Source organism: Enterobacter cloacae complex sp. IR5384, from assembly GCF_049237265.1.
GTDB classification, from domain to species: domain Bacteria; phylum Pseudomonadota; class Gammaproteobacteria; order Enterobacterales; family Enterobacteriaceae; genus Enterobacter; species Enterobacter cloacae.
The window spans coordinates 61,903-85,152 of record NZ_JBMKHJ010000012.1 but is presented as its reverse complement, the minus strand read 5'-3'; the positions used below and the strand labels follow the sequence as shown (position 1 = coordinate 85,152).

Annotated in this window: 19 protein-coding genes and 1 pseudogene; 4 read left to right on the top strand and 16 right to left on the bottom strand. The window is 55.9% G+C overall.

Annotated features, from left to right (window positions below; translation table 11 throughout):
* Nucleotide 1 precedes the first annotated feature (1 nt).
* Nucleotides 2-2,101 carry an elongation factor G gene (gene fusA / locus ACOTX3_RS12245; protein WP_058678651.1) on the bottom strand — a complete coding sequence of 700 codons (2,100 nt, stop codon included), beginning with the start codon at nt 2,099-2,101 and terminating at the stop codon, nt 2-4.
* Between the two features lie 161 nt (nt 2,102-2,262).
* Here fusA and ACOTX3_RS12240 point away from each other — a divergent pair, with 161 nt between their 5' ends.
* Complete coding sequence (locus ACOTX3_RS12240; RefSeq protein WP_013096507.1) at nt 2,263-2,562, top strand: ArsR/SmtB family transcription factor; 300 nt, start codon at nt 2,263-2,265, stop codon at nt 2,560-2,562.
* A gap of 31 nt (nt 2,563-2,593) precedes the next feature.
* On the opposite strand, the gene ACOTX3_RS12235 is transcribed toward ACOTX3_RS12240, so the two are convergent.
* Together ACOTX3_RS12235 and ACOTX3_RS12230 are read right to left on the bottom strand one after the other, a co-directional pair.
* Nucleotides 2,594-3,226, bottom strand: coding sequence for a DNA-binding protein (locus ACOTX3_RS12235; protein WP_013096506.1), 633 nt, complete (start codon nt 3,224-3,226; stop codon nt 2,594-2,596).
* Between the two features lie 121 nt (nt 3,227-3,347).
* On the bottom strand, nt 3,348-4,676 hold the full coding sequence (locus tag ACOTX3_RS12230; protein WP_048972818.1) for a 2-hydroxycarboxylate transporter family protein: 1,329 nt from the start codon (nt 4,674-4,676) through the stop codon (nt 3,348-3,350).
* Nucleotides 4,677-5,053: 377 nt separating this feature from the next.
* Between ACOTX3_RS12230 and ACOTX3_RS12225 the strand changes: the two genes are divergently transcribed.
* Nucleotides 5,054-6,739 carry an NAD-dependent malic enzyme gene (locus ACOTX3_RS12225; RefSeq protein ID WP_058678650.1) on the top strand — a complete coding sequence of 562 codons (1,686 nt, stop codon included), beginning with the start codon at nt 5,054-5,056 and terminating at the stop codon, nt 6,737-6,739.
* Between the two features lie 37 nt (nt 6,740-6,776).
* On the opposite strand, the gene ACOTX3_RS12220 is transcribed toward ACOTX3_RS12225, so the two are convergent.
* From ACOTX3_RS12220 to ACOTX3_RS12170, 11 genes and pseudogenes are all read right to left on the bottom strand, one after another.
* Nucleotides 6,777-7,778 (bottom strand): Kdo(2)-lipid IV(A) acyltransferase, encoded by a 1,002-nt coding sequence (locus tag ACOTX3_RS12220; protein ID WP_045903032.1) that lies wholly within the window; start codon nt 7,776-7,778, stop codon nt 6,777-6,779.
* Between the two features lie 177 nt (nt 7,779-7,955).
* Entirely contained in the window at nt 7,956-8,186 is a 231-nt protein-coding gene (pptA, locus tag ACOTX3_RS12215; protein WP_023621239.1) for a tautomerase PptA, read from the bottom strand.
* 37 nt (nt 8,187-8,223) lie between these two features.
* Nucleotides 8,224-8,841, bottom strand: coding sequence for a glutathione S-transferase family protein (locus ACOTX3_RS12210; protein ID WP_013096501.1), 618 nt, complete (start codon nt 8,839-8,841; stop codon nt 8,224-8,226).
* 41 nt (nt 8,842-8,882) lie between these two features.
* Nucleotides 8,883-9,770 carry a transporter substrate-binding domain-containing protein gene (locus ACOTX3_RS12205; protein WP_058678649.1) on the bottom strand — a complete coding sequence of 296 codons (888 nt, stop codon included), beginning with the start codon at nt 9,768-9,770 and terminating at the stop codon, nt 8,883-8,885.
* Nucleotides 9,771-9,779: 9 nt separating this feature from the next.
* Nucleotides 9,780-10,553, bottom strand: a complete 774-nt coding sequence (locus ACOTX3_RS12200; protein WP_127869039.1) for an amino acid ABC transporter ATP-binding protein — start codon at nt 10,551-10,553, stop codon at nt 9,780-9,782.
* The gene (locus ACOTX3_RS12195; RefSeq protein ID WP_023621243.1) at nt 10,537-11,469 is read right to left on the bottom strand and encodes an amino acid ABC transporter permease; all 933 of its coding nucleotides are present in this window, start codon (nt 11,467-11,469) and stop codon (nt 10,537-10,539) included. Before ACOTX3_RS12195 ends, ACOTX3_RS12200 begins: the two co-directional genes overlap by 17 nt.
* A gap of 9 nt (nt 11,470-11,478) precedes the next feature.
* Nucleotides 11,479-11,988, bottom strand: coding sequence for a GNAT family N-acetyltransferase (locus tag ACOTX3_RS12190; RefSeq protein ID WP_058678647.1), 510 nt, complete (start codon nt 11,986-11,988; stop codon nt 11,479-11,481).
* Nucleotides 11,989-11,997: 9 nt separating this feature from the next.
* Nucleotides 11,998-14,260 (bottom strand): annotated as a pseudogene (locus tag ACOTX3_RS12185) (NtaA/DmoA family FMN-dependent monooxygenase).
* A gap of 16 nt (nt 14,261-14,276) precedes the next feature.
* Nucleotides 14,277-15,398: an amidohydrolase gene (locus ACOTX3_RS12180; RefSeq protein WP_058678645.1), complete on the bottom strand. Its 1,122-nt coding sequence runs from the start codon at nt 15,396-15,398 to the stop codon at nt 14,277-14,279.
* The gene (locus ACOTX3_RS12175; protein ID WP_038981846.1) at nt 15,377-16,396 is read right to left on the bottom strand and encodes an LLM class flavin-dependent oxidoreductase; all 1,020 of its coding nucleotides are present in this window, start codon (nt 16,394-16,396) and stop codon (nt 15,377-15,379) included. The genes ACOTX3_RS12180 and ACOTX3_RS12175 overlap by 22 nt, the downstream gene beginning before the upstream one ends.
* A 110-nt stretch (nt 16,397-16,506) precedes the next feature.
* Nucleotides 16,507-17,046, bottom strand: coding sequence for an AAA family ATPase (locus ACOTX3_RS12170; protein ID WP_058678644.1), 540 nt, complete (start codon nt 17,044-17,046; stop codon nt 16,507-16,509).
* A 382-nt stretch (nt 17,047-17,428) separates the two neighbouring features.
* Between ACOTX3_RS12170 and ansP the strand changes: the two genes are divergently transcribed.
* Entirely contained in the window at nt 17,429-18,925 is a 1,497-nt protein-coding gene (gene ansP, locus ACOTX3_RS12165; protein WP_020684770.1) for an L-asparagine permease, read from the top strand.
* A gap of 93 nt (nt 18,926-19,018) precedes the next feature.
* Here ansP and ACOTX3_RS12160 read toward each other — a convergent pair whose 3' ends face one another.
* Nucleotides 19,019-20,080, bottom strand: coding sequence for a YncE family protein (locus ACOTX3_RS12160; RefSeq protein ID WP_058678643.1), 1,062 nt, complete (start codon nt 20,078-20,080; stop codon nt 19,019-19,021).
* A 244-nt stretch (nt 20,081-20,324) separates the two neighbouring features.
* Here ACOTX3_RS12160 and pqqU point away from each other — a divergent pair, with 244 nt between their 5' ends.
* Complete coding sequence (gene pqqU / locus ACOTX3_RS12155) at nt 20,325-22,439, top strand: TonB-dependent receptor PqqU (RefSeq protein WP_058682746.1); 2,115 nt, start codon at nt 20,325-20,327, stop codon at nt 22,437-22,439.
* Between the two features lie 138 nt (nt 22,440-22,577).
* Here the strand turns inward: pqqU and ACOTX3_RS12150 are convergent, their stop codons facing one another.
* The gene (locus ACOTX3_RS12150; protein ID WP_058678641.1) at nt 22,578-23,246 is read right to left on the bottom strand and encodes a GntR family transcriptional regulator; all 669 of its coding nucleotides are present in this window, start codon (nt 23,244-23,246) and stop codon (nt 22,578-22,580) included.
* Nucleotides 23,247-23,250 lie beyond the last annotated feature (4 nt).

Genomic DNA, 23,250 nt, shown 5'->3' with positions numbered 1-23,250 from the left:
ATTACTTCGCACGCCGGGCAATAATCTCATCCGCCACATTGCGCGGTGCTTCCGCAAAATGGTGGAACTCCATCGTGTAGGTCGCGCGCCCTTGCGACATCGAGCGCAGCGTGGTGGCGTATCCAAACATCTCTGCCAGCGGCACGTCAGCGCGGATAATCTGGCTGCCGTACTGCTCTTCCATGCCCTGCACCATGCCACGACGGGATGAGAGATCGCCCATAATATTACCGGCGTACTCTTCCGGCGTTTCCACCTCGACATGCATCACCGGCTCAAGGATCACCGGATCCGCTCTGCGAGCGCCCTCTTTAAACCCGAGGATCGCCGCCATGCGGAACGCCATTTCCGAGGAGTCGACGTCGTGATACGACCCAAAGGTCAGGGTCGCTTTTACATCGACAACCGGATACCCCGCCAGCACGCCGCTGTTCATGGCTTCGCGCAGCCCTTTTTCCACAGAGGGAATATACTCACGCGGCACCACGCCACCCTTCGTGGCATCTTCAAACTTGAAGCCACTACCAGGCTCTAACGGCTCAAGGCTCAGGACCACATGCCCGTACTGCCCTTTACCGCCGGACTGCCGGACAAATTTGCCTTCGATATCTTTCACCGCTTTGCGCAGCGTCTCGCGGTAGGTCACCTGCGGACGGCCGATGTTCGCCTCGACGCCAAACTCACGCTTCATGCGATCGACGATAATCTCAAGATGTAGCTCACCCATACCGGAGATAATCGTCTGGCCGGACTCTTCATCGGTATGCAGACGGAAAGACGGATCTTCCGCCGCCAGGCGTTGCAGGGCAATGCCCATTTTCTCCTGATCGCCCTTGGTTTTTGGCTCGATGGCAAGGGAGATCACCGGGTCCGGGAACTCCATTCGCTCAAGCGTGATGATCGCATTCGGATCGGTGAGCGTGTCCCCGGTGGTCACATCCTTCAGACCCACACAGGCCGCAATATCACCGGCGCGCAGCTCGTCCACCTCGTGACGATCGTTGGCATGCATCAGCACGATGCGTCCGATACGCTCTTTCTTGCCCTTCACCGGGTTGTACACCGCGTCGCCTTTTCTCAACACGCCAGAGTAAACGCGGATAAAGGTCAGTTGCCCGACGTACGGATCGCTCATCAGTTTGAACGCCAGCGCAGAAAACGGCTCTTCATCACTTGGATGACGCTCCGCATGCTGCCCTTTTTCGTCCACACCGTCGATGGCCGGTACATCCAGCGGGGATGGCATCAGCTCAATCACCGCATCGAGCATGCGCTGTACCCCTTTGTTTTTAAAGGCGCTGCCGCACAGCATCGGCTGGATTTCACCGGAGATGGTCCGAATACGCAGCCCTTTGATGATCTCAGCCTCATCAAGGTCGCCCGTCTCCAGGTATTTATCCATCAGCGCGTCGCTGGCTTCTGCTGCCGCAGAGACCATTTTTTCCCGCCACTCCTGCGCGGTGCTCAGCAATTCGTCCGGTACCGGCGCATAGTTAAACACCATGCCCTGTGTGGCATCATCCCACACAATGGTACGCATCTTGATGAGATCCACCACGCCGGTGAAATGCTCTTCCGCGCCCACAGGGATCACAACAGGCACCGGATTCGCCTTCAGGCGTTCCTGCATCATCCGTACGACGCGGAAGAAATCGGCACCCGGACGGTCCATTTTGTTGACGAACGCCAGGCGCGGCACATGATATTTATTCGCCTGACGCCAGACGGTCTCTGACTGTGGCTGGACGCCACCCACGGAGTCGTACACCATGACGGCACCGTCCAGCACGCGCATGGAACGTTCCACCTCAATGGTGAAATCCACGTGCCCCGGGGTGTCGATGATATTGATCCGGTGCGGTTCAAACCCTCTGTCCATACCCGGCCAGAAGCAGCTGACGGCCGCGGAGGTAATGGTGATCCCGCGCTCTTGCTCCTGCGCCATCCAGTCGGTTGTTGCCGCGCCATCGTGTACTTCACCCAGCTTGTGGCTCATCCCGGTGTAAAACAGGATGCGTTCGGTGGTTGTCGTTTTACCGGCATCGATATGCGCGGAAATACCGATGTTGCGATAACGTTCGAGAGGGATGGGTCGGGGCATAATATTTCCTTAAGTCTGTAAGACTGAGTTGTGACGACCGGGATGGTCGCCTGTGTGTTCGTTTGCTATAATAGTCCTATTGTACGAGTATTATCGAACTATTTTTTCACGGTTGACCTATTGTTGATATAGCTCAATCTGAACGTTGACGCAGGAAAACGATGATCCCAAACCACCCCGAACCTGAACAAATACTGCTGGAAAATGTGCTGTTTGCTCTCGGCAACCCGCTCCGGCTATCGATTATCCGCAGGCTGGCCGATGGCAGTGAACTGAGCTGCAACGCGCTGCGCCCGGACGATGTGGTGAAATCCACCATGACCCACCACTGGCGCGTACTGCGCGACAGCGGTGTAATCTGGCAGCGCCCGCAGGGGCGAGAGAATATGATTTCACTGCGAAGAGACGATCTGGATGCCCGTTTTCCTGGGCTGATGGCGATATTGCTGCGGGCTGAATAGCCCTGCGGTTACGTTAATATTCGTGGCAACGCTACGCTTTTTCCTGACGATAGACCGGGATCTGCCGTCGGGTCCTGGTCAGCGTATCAAAGACCTCGGTCCCGGAGGTGGTTATTCTCATCCCCGTTTTGCGCAACCGTTGCACATCGGCCGCGATGCGCTGAATGCCGAACCAGAAAAGCCCGTCGAGTGCGGTTACCGCGAGCCCGTTTTCCAGCGCTAACTTTAATCGCTCACGGGGCGCTTTCACCTGCTGGGCGATTTGCCGGTACGGCACTTCGCTCCCCCCTTCGCTATCACTGCGCTGGATACGCGTTTTCAGGTGGTAGTTAAATTCATCGGGGATCCCGTCCAGATTCATTTTCAGGCTATAAACACAGCCGAAGCGCTTGCCGTTAAAAAGCACATTTTTTTGGCTGAGTTGAAGCTCTTTTCTGAGGCCGTCAATTAACTGCGGGGCGCGGGTGAGGAGTAACCGGAAAGGAAGCTCAAAGCTGGTGACGTAATCCACATTCAGCAGCGCCAGACGAAGACGTTCTTCTGCACCGGCCTGTTGCTCCCGACACTCTTCCAGTACCTCCGCCCACTGGCGCGTCAGACGTTCCGGTTCGGCGGCTTCGGTAAAGAGAAATTTTTCAATCTGGTAATCAACTCTTCCGGTCATCGTGCGGTTTCCCGTCGCTGTGAATGCGGTAATTCTATCCAGCGCAGTGATATTTATAAAGAACTGAACCGCAACGGCGTGCTGAAAATGTCGTTGCGATTCAGTCTTCTGACATCCGGGATCAGTGCGCCATTAACCAGCCCATCAAAAGCGTGGCGAAAATCACCGTCGACGCACCGCCAATGCGGGTCGCAATCTGGGCAAACGGCATCAGCGACATGCGGTTAGACGCGGAAAGAATTGCCACATCCCCTGTCCCGCCCAGCCCGCTATGACAGCAGGTGACAATCGCCGCTTCCACCGGGTACATATTCAGGCGCGACGCAATAAAATAGCCGCTCAGCGCCATTGCGATGACGATCGAACCGCACACCACCACGTATCCCACCGAAAAGACCGACACCACGCTCTCGAGCGGCACGTACAGCATGCCGAGACCAATCATCAACGGCCAGACCAGCGCAGCGGAGACGAATTTATAGCAACTGTGCGCCCCCTGCTCCATGGAGGCCGGGATCACCTTGAAGTATTTGCACAGCACGGCGATGAGGATCATCAATACCGGGCCGGGAATATGCACCAGCTTCTCAAACAGTCCGCCAACGATGAAAAACGCACACACCATCAGCAGCCCGCCCCCCATCAGATGGAAATCCGTCTGCTGTACGCTCTGCGCGCTGGCAAACAGGCTTGTGTCATCTTTGCTGCGGGTTAACATGCCATTGCCTGAAAGCGAGGGACGTTTTGCCCCGAGGCGCGCCAGCGTACCCGCACAAATAATGGCAAAAATATTCCCCACTACGGCGGCGGGTGCCAGTTGCGCCACGTAGACGTCAGGTGTCTGACCCAGTATCGCCGAATAGGCCAGCGACAACGGTAAAATTCCCTCGCCAATCCCTCCGCCGATAATCGGTACGATGATGAAGAAGAAGGTGTGATACGGCGTATAGCCAAACAGCGAACCAACGAGTAAGCCGGTCAGCACGGCCATCAGGGTACCCACCACCAGCGGAACGAACATGCGGATCATCCCCTGAATCAACAGCACGCGGTTCATCCCCAAAATGCTCCCCACCACCAGACAGGCGATGACGAAATAGAGCAAATTGGCCTCTTTCATCAACAGGTGAACCGTATCCAGGGTGTGTTTCTCGAATACGCCAAAATAGACCAGCACCGAGGGCAGCATCAGGCACAATATTGCCGGGCCACCAATATCTTTCAGCAGCGGGATTTGTCGGCCAATTTTGGCAAAGGCGAAACCGAGCGTCATGATCACCGCGAGTCCACCGATCATGTTTTTCGGCAGCAGCTCCGCCCACGCGGAGGTGGCCACAATGGCCGCGATCCCGACAAACAGCATCAACGGGACCGCGCCAACTTCAGCATTGCTCAACCCAAAAGCAAAACGTGAAGCGACTGGAGACGTGGTTACAGAATTATCTTTCATATAATCACCGGATTAGTAGGTTCGGATATCAATAAACAGGAATAAATCGTAATTGGCCTGTACTTAATAAAGCTTTAATATTTAATCGTATTCAAATTGCCATTTATAAAAATGGTTCATCGAGAAATTAGCATGGCGATTTCGCCGGAAATGTGAACAGCACGAGAATTTGTTTTTAAATAACTTAATTCATCTTTTCGTAACTAAAGTTTTTAATCGCCGCATCGGTGTTTTGAAATTAATTAAACCAGAAAGACTGTGACCGTTATCACTACGCCTATGATCCTTAACCGCTAGATTAGCGCGAAACGACAGACATAAATAAACCTGCGCCTGCAACTGAACCTTATCCGATTATTGAAATTCAGGAGTCATTCATGTCTCGCAAAGAAGTACTGTATACCCCTTATAGCGGCGCTGTATTACTGGAAAACCCGTTATTAAATAAAGGGCTCGCATTTATTAAAGAAGAACGCGATAACTTTAATCTGCACGGTTTGTTGCCACACAACGTTGAAACCATCGAGGAACAAACCGAACGCGCCTGGGTACAATTCTGTCATTTTAAAAGCGATATTTCCCGCCACGTTTATCTGCGTAATATCCAGGATACTAATGAGACGCTGTTTTACAACCTGTTGCGTTCGCACCTGAAAGAGACGTTACCCATTATCTATACCCCCACGGTAGGAGAAGCGTGCGAACACTTCTCGACTATTTATCGCCGCGCGCGTGGGCTGTTTATTTCCTGGCCCAATCGTCACCGTATCGATGAAATGCTGCAAAGCTTCTCACGCAATGATATTCGCGTCATCGTCGTGACCGACGGAGAGCGTATTCTGGGGCTTGGCGATCAGGGAATTGGTGGGATGGGAATACCCATTGGAAAACTCTCGTTATATACCGCCTGCGGCGGGATCCACCCGGCGTCTACTCTGCCGATTATGCTCGATGTCGGCACCAATAATCAGCAGCATCTGGACGATCCCATGTATATGGGCTGGCGTCACCCACGCATCAGCGACGATCAGTACGCCGAGTTTATGGACATGTTTATCAGTACCGTGAAGCAGCGCTGGCCCAATGTATTGCTGCAGTTTGAGGATTTCGCGCAGAAAAACGCCACCAGACTGCTGCAGCGCTACCGCGACCAGCTGTGCTGTTTCAACGACGATATCCAGGGTACCGCCGCCGTGACCGCGGGCACGCTGATTGCTGCCGCCCATGCTGCCGGGACCCGTGTTCGCGATCAGCGCGTGGTCTTCCTGGGGAGCGGATCCGCCGGTTGCGGCATCGCCGAAAAAATCGTGGCGCTGATGATGGATGACGGGCTAACCGAAGCCGAAGCCCGCAGTCGGATCTTTATGGTCGATCGCTTTGGCCTGCTGACTGACGATATGACCAACCTCCTCGACTTCCAGAAAAACCTGCTCACGGCGCGCGAGGCGATCCGCGACTGGCAGGTTGAGTCGAACAATATTTCGCTGATGGACGTGGTTAAAAACGCGCATCCGACGGTAATGATTGGGGTCTCAGGCCAGCCGGGCCTCTTCAGCGAAGAGATTGTGAAAGAGATGCATCGCCACTGCCCGCGTCCGGTGATTATGCCGCTTTCTAACCCCACATCCCGCGCGGAGGCGCAACCGCAGGATCTCATTGCCTGGACACAGGGCGCCGCGCTCGTCGCCACCGGCAGCCCGTTTGCGCCGGTGTTCTGGCAGGGCGAGCAGTACGATATTGCCCAGTGTAATAACGCCTATGTATTCCCCGGGCTGGGGCTGGGTATTCTGGCCTGCCATGCACGCCGGGTCACCGAGGAGATGCTGATGGCGGCAAGCCGCAGCCTGGCCGCGCAGTCGCCGCTGGTGACAACCGAAAAAGGTGGATTATTGCCGCCGGTGGATCATATAGAAACGGTGTCACGCCATATCGCGTTTGCCGTCGCCAGAGCGGCCATTGAGCAAGGTGTTGCGCCAGCCATGGAGGATGAGATATTGCTGGCGCGGATTGAAGAGACCTGGTGGCAAGCAGATTATGCGCCGTACCGCAGGGCTGCGCTGTAGCCGTCAGCCTGCCCTCACGTTGCGGTGAGGGCATACTTTAGTGCTGAATGCCTGACTGTTCAGGCATGTCGCCTGTAGATACAGTTCTGTTGGAAGTGACCACGCTTTTTTTGCGCGCATATCTGTCCGGCTGGCCTTCAGGACGGGTTTTGAAGCGTCGGTGCAACCACATATATTGCTCCGGCGCCATCAGCACCGCGCGCTCAATCGCCCTGTTCATTTGCGTGGCTACCGACGCTTTATCACCGCCCTGCAGCGTTTCGCCGATATCTTCAAGAATAATAAGTTCGTAACCGCTGCCGTCTGCCTTTCTGCGTGGAACGAACGGGATCACCGCCGGTCTGGCACTCTTCACCAGCATATAACTTCCGGCGGTTGTCGCGGCATCAGGAACCGCAAAGAACGGTACAAAGACGCTGTTGGTTTTACCGTAGTCATGATCCGGGGCGTACCAGAGAATGTCATTCTGCTTCAGGGCGCGGATCATGCCCTTCAGGTCGTAGCGATCCAGCATGGTTTTATTTGAGCGCAGACGGCCGCGCGTCTGCAGCCAGTCCAGCAGCGCATTATTGTTAGGGCGATAAACACCGACACCCGGGTTGAGCATGCCAAAGATCCTCGCCCCAAGCTCAAGCGTGAGAAAATGCATACCGATGAGCACCACGCCGTTTCCACGGGCCCGCGCCTCTTCCATATGTTCATATCCGCTGACGCTGAAACATTTACGCACCCGCCAGTCAGGCCAGAACCAGGCGATCCCGGTTTCGATGACGCCCATGCCAACCGATTCAAAATTACGCTGCAGTAGCTTTTCGCGCTCATCCTTTTTCATGTCGGGAAAACAGAGCTCAAGGTTGCGGCGAGCGATGTCCACACGACGGGGAAGCAAACGCATGGCCAGACGACCAAGCCCGTGTCCGATTCTTAATAAAAGGGGATACGGGAGCTGCACAATGCACCAGAGCGCTGCAATGCCTGTCCAGCTGAGCCAGTAACGAGGATGAAAAAAGGCGAGTGAGAACTGAGGTAATTTTGTCATGAGAAAATTATCCTGTACTGAATTTAACGCAACTGCTGTGCTTACCAGATGATTTCGTGAAAGTTTTAGAGAGGGAAAGTGTAACGGAAACGCCACAGGATCGTATTATCGATTTTTGCGAAATGTCGCGAGAAACTTAAATGCCGGGTCAACGAGGCCGCTGCCCGGCAAATAAAATTACATCGAATAGCCGGGCTTTTTAATCAACGAATCCAGATTCGGGCCAATTTCGCTGTCCCAGACCTGCGCTTTCCAGTCTTCAGGATTAACCTGGTTTAACGCCACCGACACTGAACTGTCTTTACTGTTGAAATGACGAATTATCACCTCGGCAATATCAGCCGCCAGCGCGTTTTTTTGTTCGTCGTTTAAATCCCGGGGAAAACATTTGATATCTACATGTGGCATGTGCAGGCTTCCTGTTATGAATCAGGTTTACACGTTATCAGATAATGCCGTTTGCCTTTAACACCTTGTGCAGTTCAGGAAGCTGACACACGGCGTCTGCAATGGCCGTTATCTTTGGCGTATTCTCGGCAAACCACGCATGCCGTGGCCCCCAGGTACGTGCGACCGCAATATAGACGTCGAGTAGCGTAAGCTGTTCCCCCAGCGCAAACGGGGCCGCTTTGAGTTGGCTATCGAACCACAAATAGAGGGATTTGCGGTATTCGATACAATTTTTCTTCAACTGTTCCGGTGCGTCAGGCACCCAGCGTTCGGGATAATCGGCATAGGTAAAGGTGGGATAGACGTTCGCGACAAACCAGATAAGCAAGCGTTGAAACTGCTGACGTTCTGCCTGTCCGACGGGCGGCGCCAGATCGGGACACCTGTCGAGCACCATCAGGGCGATGGCGGCTGTTTCGGTCATGATCGCGCCATTTTCCAGCGCCAGTGTCGGCACCTGACACAATGGATTGAGTCTTTGCAGCAATTCGCGCTGCGGACCGGGCGCATCAAACCCGTCCACATTAATAAACTCGTAAGGGATGTCTGCCAGAGTCAGCATCACTTCGCTGATTGCCGAGCCCCAGCCGGGTGCACCATAAAGTTTGATCATGTTGCCCTCTCAGGAGTGAAAATCCTAAGTGTAGAGCACAATTAATATGTGATCCCAGGCGGGTTAACCTCCGACTGTGTCACCGCTTCGCCCTGCTCTCCCCAGCGCGCCAGCACCTTCTGATACTCCCCGCGCGTGATCGCGCCGTCCAGCGCGGCCTGCAGGGCGTAGACCAGTTGATTGCCTTTTTTGGTGGTCGTGGCGACATACGCTTTTTTCGGGCCCAGCCCGACAACGCGCGTTTTACCTGTCAGCGCGGCTTTATACGCCGCGACCGACTGTGGTCCAAAGAACACATCCGCCCGCCCGGACTGAATATAAAGATTGCCCGAGGCATCATCCGTCAGGTACACCGGCAGCGCGGGCTCACGCCCGGCCTTTTTATTCTCCTCGTTCCAGCCTAACAGGATGCGCTCCTGATTGGTGCCGGATCCGACAATAACCTTTTTACCCGCAAGATCTTCAGGACCGTTAATCGACCGCACCAGACTGGTGGATTTCACCGTAAACGCCAGCGAATCGACGCGATAGGTCGCAAAATCAAACTTCTCTTTGCGCTGTTCGGTCACCGCAATGTTCACCAGCGCCACGTCATAGCGCCCGGAAGTGATCCCCAGCGGCCAGTCTTCCCAGGCGGTGGGAACGAGCTTCAGTTTTAGCCCCAGGCTGCCTGCCAGCAGCCGGGCGATATCCGGATGCCTGCCGATTCGCGTACGGTTGTCGCTGGCAAGCAGGGCCAGCGGCGGTGAGTTAAGCGCAGAAATGGCCACCGTGAGGGTTCCCGGCTCGACAAATTTGTAATGAGCGGGGATCTTCGCCACCGCCTGCTGATCCACCGTCACCGGCAGCGGCTGCTCGTTGGCTTTTAAATCAATACTGGCATGGCTGGCGGCGGTAAAGGCCAGCCCTGCCAGAAGTCCATATTTCATGGGTACTCCTTACAGGACTCGGGAAAGGAACTGACGCGTTCGCGCGTGCGATGGCCGGTTCAGCACCTCGTCGCTGCTGCCCTGCTCCACAATTTTACCGTCGACCATAAACACCACCTGATCAGCCACTTCTCTGGCGAAACCGATCTCATGGGTGACCACCACCAGCGTGGTGCCGGAACGGGCGAGTTTCTTGATGACATCCAGCACTTCGCCCACCAGCTCCGGGTCTAGCGCCGAGGTGGGTTCATCAAACAGTATGACGCGCGGACGCAGCGCCAGCGCGCGGGCAATGGCGATGCGCTGCTGCTGCCCGCCGGAGAGATGGCGCGACCAGGCATCCGCTTTATCACGCAGCCCCACCACATCCAGCAGGCTATACGCCTGCTCAACGGCCTCTTTTTTGCTCAGTTTTTTATGGGCGACAGGCGCTTCAATCAGGTTTTCCAGCACCGTGAGATGCGGGAAGAGATTAAAGTTCTGGAACACATAACCCACATTGACGCGCTGTTTGAGGATCTCTTTCTCTTTTAACTCGCAGAGTTTGTCACCCCGACGGCGATAGCCGATGTAATCCCCGTCAATCTGAATAAACCCTTCGTCGACGCGCTCAAGGTGGTTAATGGTGCGCAGCAGGGTCGATTTACCGGAGCCGGACGGTCCGAGGATCACCGTGACGGATCCCGGTGGGATCTCAAGCGACACGTTATCGAGCGCTTTATGGCGACCAAAGAATTTACTGACGCCGGTAATGGAAATATGTCCTTCATGAGAGGCTTGCATGGACGGGCTCCTGTGCGGGCGTGGTGGTGACGGAACGGGAACGGGTACGGCTGAGGGTACGGTTCTGATTCACCGCCGAGCGACGTTCGCTGCGGGCCAGTCCCCGCTCAACACCATACTGGATAGCGGACAACACGGTGGTAATCACCAGGTACCAGGCGGCACCTACCATCAGCAGCGGGATCACCTCCTGCGTGCGGTTGTAAATCATCTGGATGGTGTAGAACAGCTCCGGCATGGCCAGCACGTAAACCATCGCCGTCCCCTTCGCGAGACTGATGATTTCGTTAAACCCGGACGGCAGTATGGTGCGCAGCGCCTGAGGCAGAATGATCCGCACCGTACGACGCCAGGCCGGTAGCCCCAGCGCAGCGGCCGCTTCATACTGACCATGATCCACGCCGAGGAAGCCCCCGCGAATGATCTCCGCGGTATAGGCGCTCTGCACCAGCGTTAGCCCGACAACGGCGGTAGAGAATTGCCCCAGCACATTGATGGTTTCAAAGCTGCCCCAGGTCATGCCGGTGAACGGCACCCCGAGCGAGAGCGTGTCGTAGAGATAGGAAAAGTTATAAAGGATGATCAGCACTACAATCAGGGGCAGCGAGCGAAACAGCCAGATATAGCCCCAGGCCAGGCTGCTCAGCAGCCAGGATGACGAGAGTCTCGCCAGCGCGAGCATACCGCCCAAAATCACGCTCAGCGCGGTGCCGATCAGCGTCAGCAGTAATGTCTGGCCGACGCCTTCAAGGATCACCGGGTCGAAGAACCAGCGGGCAAACACAGACCACTCCCAGCGCGGGTTAAAGGCGACGGACTGGACAACGACCGCCAGGACAAACAGTGCCACCACGGCACCGACGGCCCGCAGCGGATAACGCGCCGGGACCACTTTTATGGTTTCAACGTTGCTCATCATCGTACCTCATGCGGTTTTACTTAACGCTTCACGAACCAGCGTTTTGGTGAAACGCAACCGACCATCAAACGGGGGCTGGCTGTACTCTTCCGGATTGCGGTTGAGATCGAACTGCGGCTGGTAACCCTGGCTAAGATAGAGCCGTACCGCTTCCGGCTGGCGAAAACCGGTGGTCAGGTAGATCTGGCTGTAGCCTGCCAGCACCGCCCGGCGCTCCAGCTCCTGCACCACGCGCCCCGCAAGCCCCTGCTGACGCAGGCTTTTGTCCGTCCAGATGCGTTTGATTTCTGCGGTGCGTTCGTCGAAGGGTTTGTACGCCCCGGTGGCAATAATCTTCCCGTCACGCTCCAGGACGATAAACAGCCCCTGCGGCGCCAGATACCACTCGGTGAGCTCGACCTCAGCATCTTTCGAAAAATAGTCACCGTAGCGGGCAGCGTATTCACCGAACAGCCCATTGATGATGGGCTGAAGATCGGCATCTTCCGGCGAAACGTCACGAAATTGTTCGCTCATAACGCCTCCTTAATCACCCAGACCGGCCGGGTTGACTTCCGACTGCGGGATGCGTTCCACCCCTTCTCCCCAGCGGTTCAGCACTTTGTCGTAATCGCCGTTTTTGATCACGCCATTAAGCGCGGTCTGCACTGGTTCCACCAGGCCGCTGCCTTTTTTCAGCGTCACCGCGATATGCGCCGCCTTCGGCCAGCCGCCGTCAACGCTTCCCACCAGTTTGGTTTTACCGGTCAGCGCCGCTTTCCACGCGCCAATCACGTTTGGGCCAAAATACGCATCCGCACGCCCGGACTGGAGCGCCAGCGTTTGTGCCGCGTCATCTTTGGTGTAGACCGGGGTAAACGGTTTCAGTCCCTTCTTAAGGTTTTCGGCGTTCCATGCCAGCAGGATGGCCTCCTGGTTAGTGCCTGAGCCCACAATAATGCGCAGCCCGGCAATGTCCTCCGCCTTCTGCAGGGATGTGATTGGGCTGGTTGATTTCACATAGAAACCGAGCGAATCCTTACGGTAGGTGGCGAAATCAAACTTCTCTTTACGCGCTTTAGTCACGGTGATGTTGCTGATCGCCGCATCGTATTTCCCGGAGGCCACCCCCAGCGGCCAGTCCTCCCAGGAGGTTGGCACCACGTTCAGCTCCAGCCCCAGGCTGTCCGCCACCAGACGGGCCACGTCAACTTCGCTTCCCAGAAGCGTTTTGTTGTCATCCGAGAAAACCGTCAGCGGCGGTTGATTGAGGCCCGCCACCGCGACGGTAAATTTCCCCGGCACGGCAAAGCGATAATCTTTCGGCAACTGCGCGATGGCATCGCCGTTTTTGGCGGTATTGATCGGCGTTTTGTTGGCCTCAATGCTCACGCCGGTGCCGTTAATGTTCACATTCTCTGCCCAGACGGCAGGGGTAAAGGCCAGCGCGAGCGCCAGAATAAGCGATGGTTTCTGCATAGCGGGTTCTCTTTTATTGTTGTGTGAACTTATTTTTGGGTTCGTCCAGGCCCAGGCTGTCGCGCAGCGTGGTCCCGGGGTAGTCAGTGCGAAACAGGCCGCGGGCCTGTAGCACCGGCACCACCTGGTCAACAAAGCGCGGGAAGGTATCTGGCGTCCCGCCCTGGATGATGAAGCCGTCGGCTGCATAGCCGTCGAACCACGCCTGCAGGCCGTCCGCCACCTGCTCCGGCGTACCGGAAAAACGGGGGCGTGGTGAGGCCGCTTCCAGCGCGACCTGACGCAGCGTCAGCTGACGTTCGCGGGCATTACGCTTTATCTCATCCGTGGTGCTGCGGAAGCTGTTTTTCCCCAGATCGCCGAGGTCCGGGAACGGCTCGTCGAGCGGATACTGACTGAAATCGTGATGTTCGAAATAGCGTCCGAGATAATTGAGGGCATCCTTAACCGACACCAGCGCCGCGGTGGTCTGGTACTGGTTTTCCACATCTTCGGCATCTTTTCCGACAATCACGCTCACGCCCTGGAAGATGTGCAAATCAGAGGCACGACGACCGTTGTTTTCCAGCTGCTGCTTCACATCACGATAGAACGCTTGTGCTTCTTCGAGAGTTTCATGGTGGGTGAAGATCGCATCGGCATGCTTCGCAGCCAGCTTTTTACCGTCGTCCGATGCGCCCGCCTGGAACACTATCGGACGTCCCTGCGGCGTGCGACCAATATTGAGTGGCCCGGCAACCTGGAAGAAATCACCCCGGTGATCCAGGGTATGCAGTTTGGCGGGGTCAAAAAACTGACCACTCTCTTTGTTGCGCACAAAGGCATCGCCTTCCCACGAGTCCCACAGCCCTTTCACCACATCGAGATACTCATCCGCAATGCGGTAGCGCAGCGCGTGCTCGGGGTGTTTTTCACGCGAGAAGTTCCTGACCGACCCTTCCAGCGGCGAGGTCACGACGTTCCAGCCCGCGCGGCCGTTGCTGAGATGATCCAGGCTGGCAAACTGGCGCGCCACGGTAAAAGGTTCGCTGTAGGAGGTGGATAACGTGCCCACCAGCCCCAGACGCGAGGTAATGCTCGCCAGCGCGGAGAGTACCGTTAACGGCTCAAAGCGATTTAAAAAATGCGGGATCGACTTCTCATTTATGTAGAGGCCATCGGCTACGAATAAAAAGTCGAGCTTGCCCTCCTCTGCTTTTAACGCCGTCGCTTTGACGAAATCAAAATTAATACTGGCATCGGCGACCGCCGCAGGATGGCGCCAGGCGGACATATTCCCGGAAGCACCGTGCAAAATGGTCCCCAGCCGCAATTGTCGGATTGCAGACATATTCACCTCTTCTGAATTAAACGTGTTGCAGGGCTTTTTCCGCAAGCTGTGCAAAATAACGGGCAGCCGGCTCAATTAATGCTTCGTCCGGATTAAAGGCCGGGTGATGTAAACCATACGGGCTATTGCTGCCAATGCTGACAAACGCGCCGGGGATCTGCTGCAGATAGACTGCAAAATCCTCTCCGCCCATATGCAACTCGGCATGCTGCGTTTCATAACCCGCTTCCCGGGCGACCGACGTGGCAAACGCCGCCCAATGCTCGTCATTGACCAGCGCAGTCGGTCCGGCATACCAGGTGATATCAATCCGGGCACTGAAGGCGCTGGCGAATCCGGCAGCGATTTCACCGACGCGCGCTTTGACGTTCTGTTGAACTTCCGTGCGATGCGTGCGCAGCGTCCCTTCCAGCTCAACGCTTTCCGGCAGGACGTTCCAGGTATTGCCGCCCGCAATGCGCGTTACGCTCAGCACAACGGAGTCCAGCGTATTCACGTTGCGACTGGCGACGCTCTGCAACGCGGTAACAAGCTGGCTTGCCAGCACAATCGCGTCGTTGCCTTCATGAGGCCGTGCGGCATGAGCACCTTTGCCGGTAATGCGGATCACAAACCGATCGACGTTGGCATAGAACGGCCCGCCGCGGGTGGCAAACTCACCCACCGGCAACCCCGGCTCGTTGTGCATACCGAAGATGGCGCTGACATCACGTAACGCCCCGGCCCGCACCATGCTCTTCGCACCGCCAAAGTTCTCTTCGGCAGGCTGGAACAGGATCCGCACGCGACCGTTGAGCAACGCTTCACGTTCTTTTAGTTTTAATGCCGCACCGAGGATCACGCTGGTGTGGATGTCGTGACCGCAGGCGTGCATCACTCCTGCACGCTGCGAGCTAAACGCCACCCCGCTGCGCTCTTCGATCGGTAAGGCATCAATGTCCGCCCGCAGGGCAATCAGTTTGTTGCCGGTGCCGATCTCCGCCACCAGACCGGTAGGCAAGTCATAAGGCTGCGGCGTAATACCGGCATGGGTCAGCCACTGGTGCAAACGGGCGGTTGTTTCCACCTCCTGGCCCGACAGCTCCGGGTGCTGGTGTAGCTCACGACGCCAGGCAATCAGTTGTTCGCCAAAACGCATACGTTGACCTCCCTGTTAAGTCGCGCCTGGGCCAGCAGACGCAGGGACTGCACGCGCGCGGCGCCGTCCGCAACCGGTGTGTCGATAATGAATTCGTCAATCCCCCACTGGTGATGCAGAGCGTCCAGTTGTGCCAGTACCGACTCAGCGGTCCCGGCCACCAGCGACTGCGCGCGACGCGCTATACGCAGCGGCTCGCTGCCTGCCTGACGCGCAAACGCATAGGCTTGCTCTTCGCTGGCCACCGTAACGCGCTGGCCGTTTGCCAGCTCCACGCCCCAGACTTCAACCTTTTGTGCCAGCGAGTGCGCCTGGGCCTGAGAGTCCGCCACAATGACCTGCACCGCCACAATCACCTCCCGGGCGCTGTGTTCCCGCCAGGTGGTGATGACCTCGCGCAGCAGGTCGGGATCGCCATTCAGGTGAGCGGCAAAGACAAAATGCCAGTTGAGCTTTGCGGCCAGCAGAGCACTTTCGACACTCGCCCCCAGCAGAAATCCCTGCGCCGGAACCGGCGGCAACGGCGTGGCGCGCACCGCCTCCTCCGCGGACTGATTTTCAGGACGGATCCAGCTATCGAGCTGCGCCAGCTGTTCGGCAAAACTGCCCTTTTCCTGCTGATTCAGACCGAGTTGCAACGCGCGGGTGGAGAGCGGCAGACCGCCAGGCGCTTTTCCAACGCCCAGATCCACGCGTCCTGGAGCCAGGGCAGCCAGGAGATTGAAATTTTCTGCAACTTTATACGGGCTGTAGTGTTGCAGCATGACACCGCCAGATCCCACGCGGATACGCGTTGTCTGCCCGAGGATCCAGGCAATCAATAACTCCGGCGAGGGGCTGGCCAGCTGCGGGGTGTTGTGGTGTTCGGCAATCCAGAAACGGTGATAACCGAGAGTTTCCGCCTGTTGCGCCAGCGCCAGGGTTCGCGCCAGCGCATCGGCGGCTGTTTCATTTTCAGCGATGGGGCTTTTATCCAGAATGCTGATTCGCCAGGACATGTTGCGTTCTCGTTTGACTTAACATGTCGTTATTAATAAAGGCGTATTTCACCGCTGAGAAACAATTAATTTACATTTGGTTTGCCGGAAATCAGATATATAAAACCCTGTTAAGAATAAGACTTTAGGGAGGAAATCAGCGTTTCCGCCTGAGCGCGGCGGGTAATACGGATAAAGCGTATGTGTGCGTAGTCCGGGTTTTGCATATCGACCTGATAACGCCTGCGGTTGTTGCGCCAGGTTTTAATCGTCCAGATGATAATGGACTCTCTGCTGAAGAAGGCGCGCCGGAAACTCTCTTTATTGCCCGTTCCCGGCCAGAGTTCGTGTTGATGCCAGGCCCGCTTGCTCGCCCGGATAACGGCCTGATACAGCGTACGGACAAATCCATAGTCCACCCAGACGACCAGATCCACATTGCGCCATTTAACGGGGCGCGTGCGGTTATAGTTGCCATCGAGCACCCAGTTTTGAGAAGCGCTTAATGCATGCTCCAGTTTTTCCAGAAACGCATCATCTGCTGTGCCCTGCCAGTTCGGGCGCCAGTAAAGCCTGTCCATCTCAATATAAGGAATAGCCAGCTCATCAGCGATCCGTCTTGCCAGCGTGGTTTTTCCACTTCCGCTGGTGCCGATTACATTAATTTTCACCGTTAGCCTCGTTCTGGCAGAATAAAAACCAAACCGATCATAGCGTTTACCTTCCGCTAGTTCCACTGAGCAACTGATAAGCGCCACTGATGTTTAAATCATCAATCTGCGAATCTTTTGTCTAAAAACTCACCACGATTCAGCGCGTTGTGATCCCCGTCTGCTCTGACCACACGATTTCCTTCGACGTGCATCACTTTCGGCACGGTTATATTTTGCGTCGCTTATCAATTGCAGGTAGGATGCCTCGCCATGTTTCGCCTTATCCATACGCAGAATGACTGGGAAGGCGACATGTGTTTGCGCAGAAGCAATCGTTTGTATGCTCTCTGCCAGGCAGGACTATCACGATAATGGTTCAGACAGGCAAACAGGTAACTCAATGAAAACAAGCAATAAAAGCGCAGCCGATCATCATGCTGCTAAACGTCGCTGGTTAAACTCCCATGAAGAGGGCTACCACAAAGCGATGGGCAACCGTCAGGTTCAAATGATCGCCATCGGCGGCGCTATCGGTACAGGTCTGTTTTTAGGTGCTGGTGCACGTCTGCAGATGGCTGGCCCGGCTCTCGCCCTCGTCTATCTGGTGTGCGGGATCTTCTCCTTCTTCATTCTTCGCGCGCTGGGCGAACTGGTACTGCATCGCCCTTCCAGCGGCAGCTTTGTCTCTTACGCCCGCGAATTTCTCGGTGAAAAAGCCGCCTATGTCGCTGGCTGGATGTACTTCGTTAACTGGGCGATGACCGGTATCGTCGATATCACTGCCGTTGCGCTGTATATGCACTACTGGGGCGCGTTTGGCGATATCCCGCAGTGGGTCTTTGCACTTGGCGCCCTGGCGATTGTCGGCACCATGAACATGATCGGCGTGAAGTGGTTCGCCGAGATGGAGTTCTGGTTTGCACTGGTAAAAGTGCTGGCGATTGTGATTTTCCTGGTCGTCGGTACCGTCTTCCTTGGCAGCGGTAAGCCGCTGGACGGCAATGCAACCGGCTTCCATCTGATAACCGATAACGGCGGCTTCTTCCCGCACGGTTTGCTGCCGGCGCTGGTTCTGGTGCAGGGCGTGGTGTTCGCCTTTGCCTCTATCGAACTGGTGGGTACGGCGGCGGGCGAATGTAAAGACCCGCAGACCATGGTGCCAAAAGCCATTAACAGTGTGATCTGGCGTATCGGTCTGTTCTATGTGGGTTCTGTGGTGCTGCTGGTTCTGCTCCTGCCATGGAACGCCTACCAGGCGGGTCAGAGCCCGTTTGTGACCTTCTTCTCTAAGCTCGGCGTGCCATACGTGGGCAGTATCATGAACATCGTGGTGCTGACCGCGGCACTCTCCAGCCTCAACTCTGGCCTCTATTCTACCGGCCGTATTCTGCGCTCCATGTCGATGGGCGGCTCTGCGCCGAAGTTTATGTCGAAGATGAGCAAGCAGCAGGTGCCATATGCCGGTATCCTGGCGACGCTGGTGGTCTACGTGTTTGGCGTGTTCCTGAACTACCTGGTGCCGTCCCGCGTGTTCGAGATCGTGCTGAACGTGGCCGCGCTGGGGATTATCGCCTCCTGGGCCTTTATCGTGGTCTGCCAGATGCGTCTGCGCAAAGCCATTAAAGAGGGCAAAGCGGCTGACGTGAGCTTCAAGATGCCGGGTGCTCCGGTGACCTCATGGCTTACCCTGCTGTTCCTGTTCAGCGTGCTGGTACTGATGGCGTTCGACTACCCGAACGGCACCTATACCATCGCCACCATTCCGCTGCTGGCCGTTCTGCTGATTGCCGGCTGGTTTGGCGTGCGTAAGCGCGTGCATGAAATCCACAGCACCGCGCCGGTTCATCATGACGATGAAAAACACGACGGCCCGCTGGTGGAAGAGACCTCGCGTTAATAAAAAAAGCCGGGTGGCGGCTTCGCCTTACCCGGCCTACATTTCAGGGTTTTGTAGGCCCGGTAAGCGCAGCGCCTCCGGGCAATGCCCACATTAGAGCGCGATACGTACCACATCGTCAGGCTGGGTCGCTTCCTGCTGACGGGTGGATTTCTGTTTCACCGTCACGTACAGCGTTTTGCCATCGGCAGAGAGCGCCAGGCTGTTTGGATAGACCGGCGTGTCGAAGGTTTTCGTCACTTTGTAGGTTTTGGTATCAATCACGCTCACCTTTCCGGCTTCACGATGCGTCACGTACGCTTCGTTGCGCGTCGGGTTAAAGATCACCGCCAGCGACTCTGGCGTCGCGATCTTCTCAATCACGCTGCCATCCTTCAGGCTCACCACCAGCACTTCCGGCTGTTTTGAATCGGTCAGGAAGGCACGCTGCCCGGCCGTATCCAGACTCAGGTTCAGATAGAAGTGCTCTTTACCATCATCCTGCACCTTTTTGCGGCTGATGATTTTGTTGCTGGCGGTATCAATTGTCACCAGTTCGCCATCGGCGTTGGTGGTATAGAGTCGTTTCGCCTGCGCATCCAGCGCGAGGCCGGTGCCGTAAGTACCGGTATTGGCGATGGTATCCTTCAGCTTCAGCGTTGTGCCATCCACCACCCAGATCACGCTCTCTTTACCGACCCCGGTGATGTACACGGTGTGGGTGGCATCATCCGCCACCAGCTGGCGTGGCTGCAGCGGTTTGACCGTGTCACTGCGTTTGCGGTCGTCCAGAACCAGGCGCCCTTTCACCTCGCCCGTTTTGGCATCAATGGCGGTTACGGCGCCATTGATGGTGTTACCCAACCACAGCGTCTGGGAGGCTGAATCCAGGGTGGCGCCAAACGGTTTAAGATCGTTATGAATAACTTGCGTCACGTCCAGTGTGACCGGATCGAGGCGATACACAATTCCGCCTTTATCCATTTTACGGCTTTGTGATGTCGCAACCCACAGCGCATTCTCCTGCTGGCTCACGGCCATTTCATACGCGCCTTTGCCTACCGCTTTGCGCAACATCTCTTCGCCAGCATGCACCTGGAAGGTACCGGCAAGCAGTAAAGCGCTACACAACAGAGAACGACGCAGACGCGGCGAGCACAGATGACGTAAAGACATAACAATTCCTTTTTCACAAGAGGGGGTGTACTGCTGACATCACTTCCGGTCGGCAACGTCATGGCATTGCCGTTTTGTTAATGAGAATAGTAATCATTAATCAGCAAAATGTGGAGTTTTTCTTTTCCGCTTCGCCTTTCCTTAACGCAATGTGCGGTTATAGTTTTCAAAGCATTTACAAAAGTTTTAACATATATGCACATGTTCCATTTGGTACGTTTCTTATCCTTAACCGGTTTATTTCATGAAAATCATTTCTGCCCATAGGGCTACGCTTCCACTGCTGCTGGCTCCTGTTATCTTTTCGCCCCTCACCGCAATGGGCGCGGATGAACAGACCCTGATCGTCAGCGCCACCCCACAAACGGTATCGGAGCTTGATACCCCGGCGGCGGTCAGCGTCGTGAACGGCGATGATATGCGTCACGCCGCGCCACGCATTAACCTCTCGGAATCGCTTGGTAGCGTCCCGGGCCTGCAAATTCAGAACCGCCAGAACTACGCCCAGGATCTGCAGCTGTCGATGCGTGGCTTTGGTGCCCGCTCCACCTTCGGGGTGCGCGGTATTCGAATGTACGTGGACGGGATCCCGGCGACCATGCCAGACGGCCAGGGCCAGACCTCTAACATTGATCTCTCCAGCGTGGAGAGCGTGGAAGTGCTGCGCGGCCCCTTCTCTGCCCTGTATGGCAACGCCTCCGGCGGCGTGATCAACATCAACACCCAGACCGGTCAACAGCCGTCGACCATTGAGGCCAGCAGCTATTACGGCAGTTACGGTACCTGGCGCTACGGGATGAAAGCCACCGGCGCGATGGGCGACGGCACACACGCGGGCGATGTGGATTACACCGTATCCACCACCCGCTTCACCACCAAAGGCTACCGCGATCACAGCGGTGCGCGGAAGAATCTCGCCAATGCCAAACTGGGCGTGCGGATTGACGATGCCAGCAAGCTGACGCTGATCTTTAACAGCGTGGACATGAAAGCCAACGATCCGGGTGGACTGAATTACCAGGAGTGGCAGGATAACCCGCGCCAGTCTCCGCGTGGCGATCAGTACAACACGCGCAAAACCATCAAGCAGACCCAGGCCGGGCTGCGCTATGACCGCCAGCTCAGCGCGCAGGACGATCTCAGTGTCATGATGTACGCCGGCGAGCGTGAAATGACCCAGTACCAGTCGATCCCTTATCAGCCACAGCTGCGCCCCTCCCACTCTGGCGGTGTGATTGATATGCAACGTCACTATCAGGGCATCGATACGCGCTGGACGCACCGCGGCGAACTGCTGGTGCCGGTGACCTTTACCACCGGCCTGAACTACGAAAACATGAGCGAAGATCGTCGCGGGTATGAGAACTTCGTGATGAACAACGGCGTACCGGAGTACGGCGTAAAAGGCGACAAGCGCCGCAACGAACGTAACCTGATGTGGAACGTTGACCCCTACCTGCAAACCCGCTGGCAGTTAACCCAGAAACTCTCTGTGGATGCCGGGGTGCGTTACAGCTCCGTCTGGTTTGATTCCAACGATCATTACGTTACGCCAGGCAACGGTGACGACAGCGGCGACGCGAGCTATCACAAGTGGCTCCCGGCCGGGGCGGTGAAATATGCCGTGACCGACGCGTGGAACCTTTACGCTGCGGCAGGTCGTGGATTTGAAACCCCCACCATCAATGAACTCTCCTACCGCGCGGATAACCAGGGTGGGCTGAACATTGGCCTGAAACCGTCCACCAACAATACTTATGAAGTGGGTAGCAAAACCCGCATCGGCAATGGCCTGCTGACCGCGGCCCTGTTCCGCACCGACACCGACGATGAAATTGTGGTGGATGCCAGCTCTGGCGGACGTACCAGCTACAAAAACGCCGGTAAAACCCGTCGTCAGGGGGTGGAAGTTTCCCTCGATCAGCAGTTTGCTGAAAACTGGAAGCTGAAAATGGCATGGACATATCTGGACGCCACCTACCGCACCAACGTCTGCGGTGATGACAACTGTAACGGCAACCGGATGCCGGGTATTGCCCGCAATATGGGCTTTGCTTCGTTTGGCTGGCAGCCTGAAGAAGGCTGGTACGCGGGCACCGACGTGCGTTACATGAGCGATATCATGGCCGACGACGAAAACACGGCAAAGGCTCCGTCTTACACGGTGGTCGGTCTGAATACCGGGTATAAGTTCAACTATGGCAACTGGGGCCTGGATCTCTTTGGTCGCGTTGATAACCTGTTCGACAAAACGTATGCCGGCTCGGTGATTGTCAACGAATCCAACGGACGTTATTACGAACCTGCTCCGGGTCGTAACTACGGCGTTGGCCTGTCGGTTGCTTATCGTTTCGAGTAGGACTAAAACAGACATTTTATTGCCTGTTTTTCTCTTTCGTAATCTTAAATATCGTTCCTGATGGCGTAGAGCCATCAGGACTTATTCATGGAGCGAATGTTTTACGACGGAAATATAGATTGGCTACTAAATAATTCCTCAGCTAAAATATTGACGCTGTAAAAGTGAATTAGCTTCATCAATCAGTTTATCCACCGCTTTCTGGCTGGCTTCAACATCCCCTCTTTCCAGTGCCGCAAGTAACTCCTCGTTGTGATACGCCGACGCTTTGATGTCGTTGAGCTCCTGATGCAGATAGTTAATACAGGGCCCGATGCGTATCCACAGCTGCTCAATTAATGCGCTGAGCGTTGGCATCTCCGCATACTGATAAAGGGTGAACCGAAACACGCGATTCGCGTGCAGCGCCTGCTGAACATTGCCGTTGCGCATCGCCTCATGAAAGGCATCCGACATTTTGCGCAACGTCTCAAGCTTAGCTGGCGTCATATGCTGACAGGCGGCCGCTACCGCCATTGGTTCCAGTTGTTTCCTGATAGCGGTGATCTCGTTATAGCGTTCCAGCGTGACCTCCGGCACCAGAAACGCCTGCGCCGGTGTGGCCTGCAGCGCCCCTGAGGAGACCAGACGCAAAAGTGCCTCACGAACCGGTGTGATACTGGTTCCTAATTTATCGGCAATCTCTTTGGTAATCAGTAGAGCGCCAGGTTTCAACGAGCCTGTAATTAATGCCCCTTTCAAACTGATTTCAACTTGCATGGTAAGACTGATTCTTTGCGCTTTCTCTAAATGATCCAAATCAAGCATGTTC

Bases quoted from the DNA above. Each gene is read 5' to 3' on its own strand.
- fusA (WP_058678651.1), bottom strand. From the start codon at position 2,101: ATGCCCCGACCCATCCCTCTCGAACGTTATCGCAACATCGGTATTTCC.
- ACOTX3_RS12240 (WP_013096507.1), top strand. From the start codon at position 2,263: ATGATCCCAAACCACCCCGAACCTGAACAAATACTGCTGGAAAATGTG.
- ACOTX3_RS12235 (WP_013096506.1), bottom strand. From the start codon at position 3,226: ATGACCGGAAGAGTTGATTACCAGATTGAAAAATTTCTCTTTACCGAA.
- ACOTX3_RS12230 (WP_048972818.1), bottom strand. From the start codon at position 4,676: ATGAAAGATAATTCTGTAACCACGTCTCCAGTCGCTTCACGTTTTGCT.
- ACOTX3_RS12225 (WP_058678650.1), top strand. From the start codon at position 5,054: ATGTCTCGCAAAGAAGTACTGTATACCCCTTATAGCGGCGCTGTATTA.
- ACOTX3_RS12220 (WP_045903032.1), bottom strand. From the start codon at position 7,778: ATGACAAAATTACCTCAGTTCTCACTCGCCTTTTTTCATCCTCGTTAC.
- pptA (WP_023621239.1), bottom strand. From the start codon at position 8,186: ATGCCACATGTAGATATCAAATGTTTTCCCCGGGATTTAAACGACGAA.
- ACOTX3_RS12210 (WP_013096501.1), bottom strand. From the start codon at position 8,841: ATGATCAAACTTTATGGTGCACCCGGCTGGGGCTCGGCAATCAGCGAA.
- ACOTX3_RS12205 (WP_058678649.1), bottom strand. From the start codon at position 9,770: ATGAAATATGGACTTCTGGCAGGGCTGGCCTTTACCGCCGCCAGCCAT.
- ACOTX3_RS12200 (WP_127869039.1), bottom strand. From the start codon at position 10,553: ATGCAAGCCTCTCATGAAGGACATATTTCCATTACCGGCGTCAGTAAA.
- ACOTX3_RS12195 (WP_023621243.1), bottom strand. From the start codon at position 11,469: ATGAGCAACGTTGAAACCATAAAAGTGGTCCCGGCGCGTTATCCGCTG.
- ACOTX3_RS12190 (WP_058678647.1), bottom strand. From the start codon at position 11,988: ATGAGCGAACAATTTCGTGACGTTTCGCCGGAAGATGCCGATCTTCAG.
- ACOTX3_RS12180 (WP_058678645.1), bottom strand. From the start codon at position 15,398: ATGCGTTTTGGCGAACAACTGATTGCCTGGCGTCGTGAGCTACACCAG.
- ACOTX3_RS12175 (WP_038981846.1), bottom strand. From the start codon at position 16,396: ATGTCCTGGCGAATCAGCATTCTGGATAAAAGCCCCATCGCTGAAAAT.
- ansP (WP_020684770.1), top strand. From the start codon at position 17,429: ATGAAAACAAGCAATAAAAGCGCAGCCGATCATCATGCTGCTAAACGT.
- ACOTX3_RS12160 (WP_058678643.1), bottom strand. From the start codon at position 20,080: ATGTCTTTACGTCATCTGTGCTCGCCGCGTCTGCGTCGTTCTCTGTTG.
- pqqU (WP_058682746.1), top strand. From the start codon at position 20,325: ATGAAAATCATTTCTGCCCATAGGGCTACGCTTCCACTGCTGCTGGCT.
- ACOTX3_RS12150 (WP_058678641.1), bottom strand. From the start codon at position 23,246: ATGCTTGATTTGGATCATTTAGAGAAAGCGCAAAGAATCAGTCTTACC.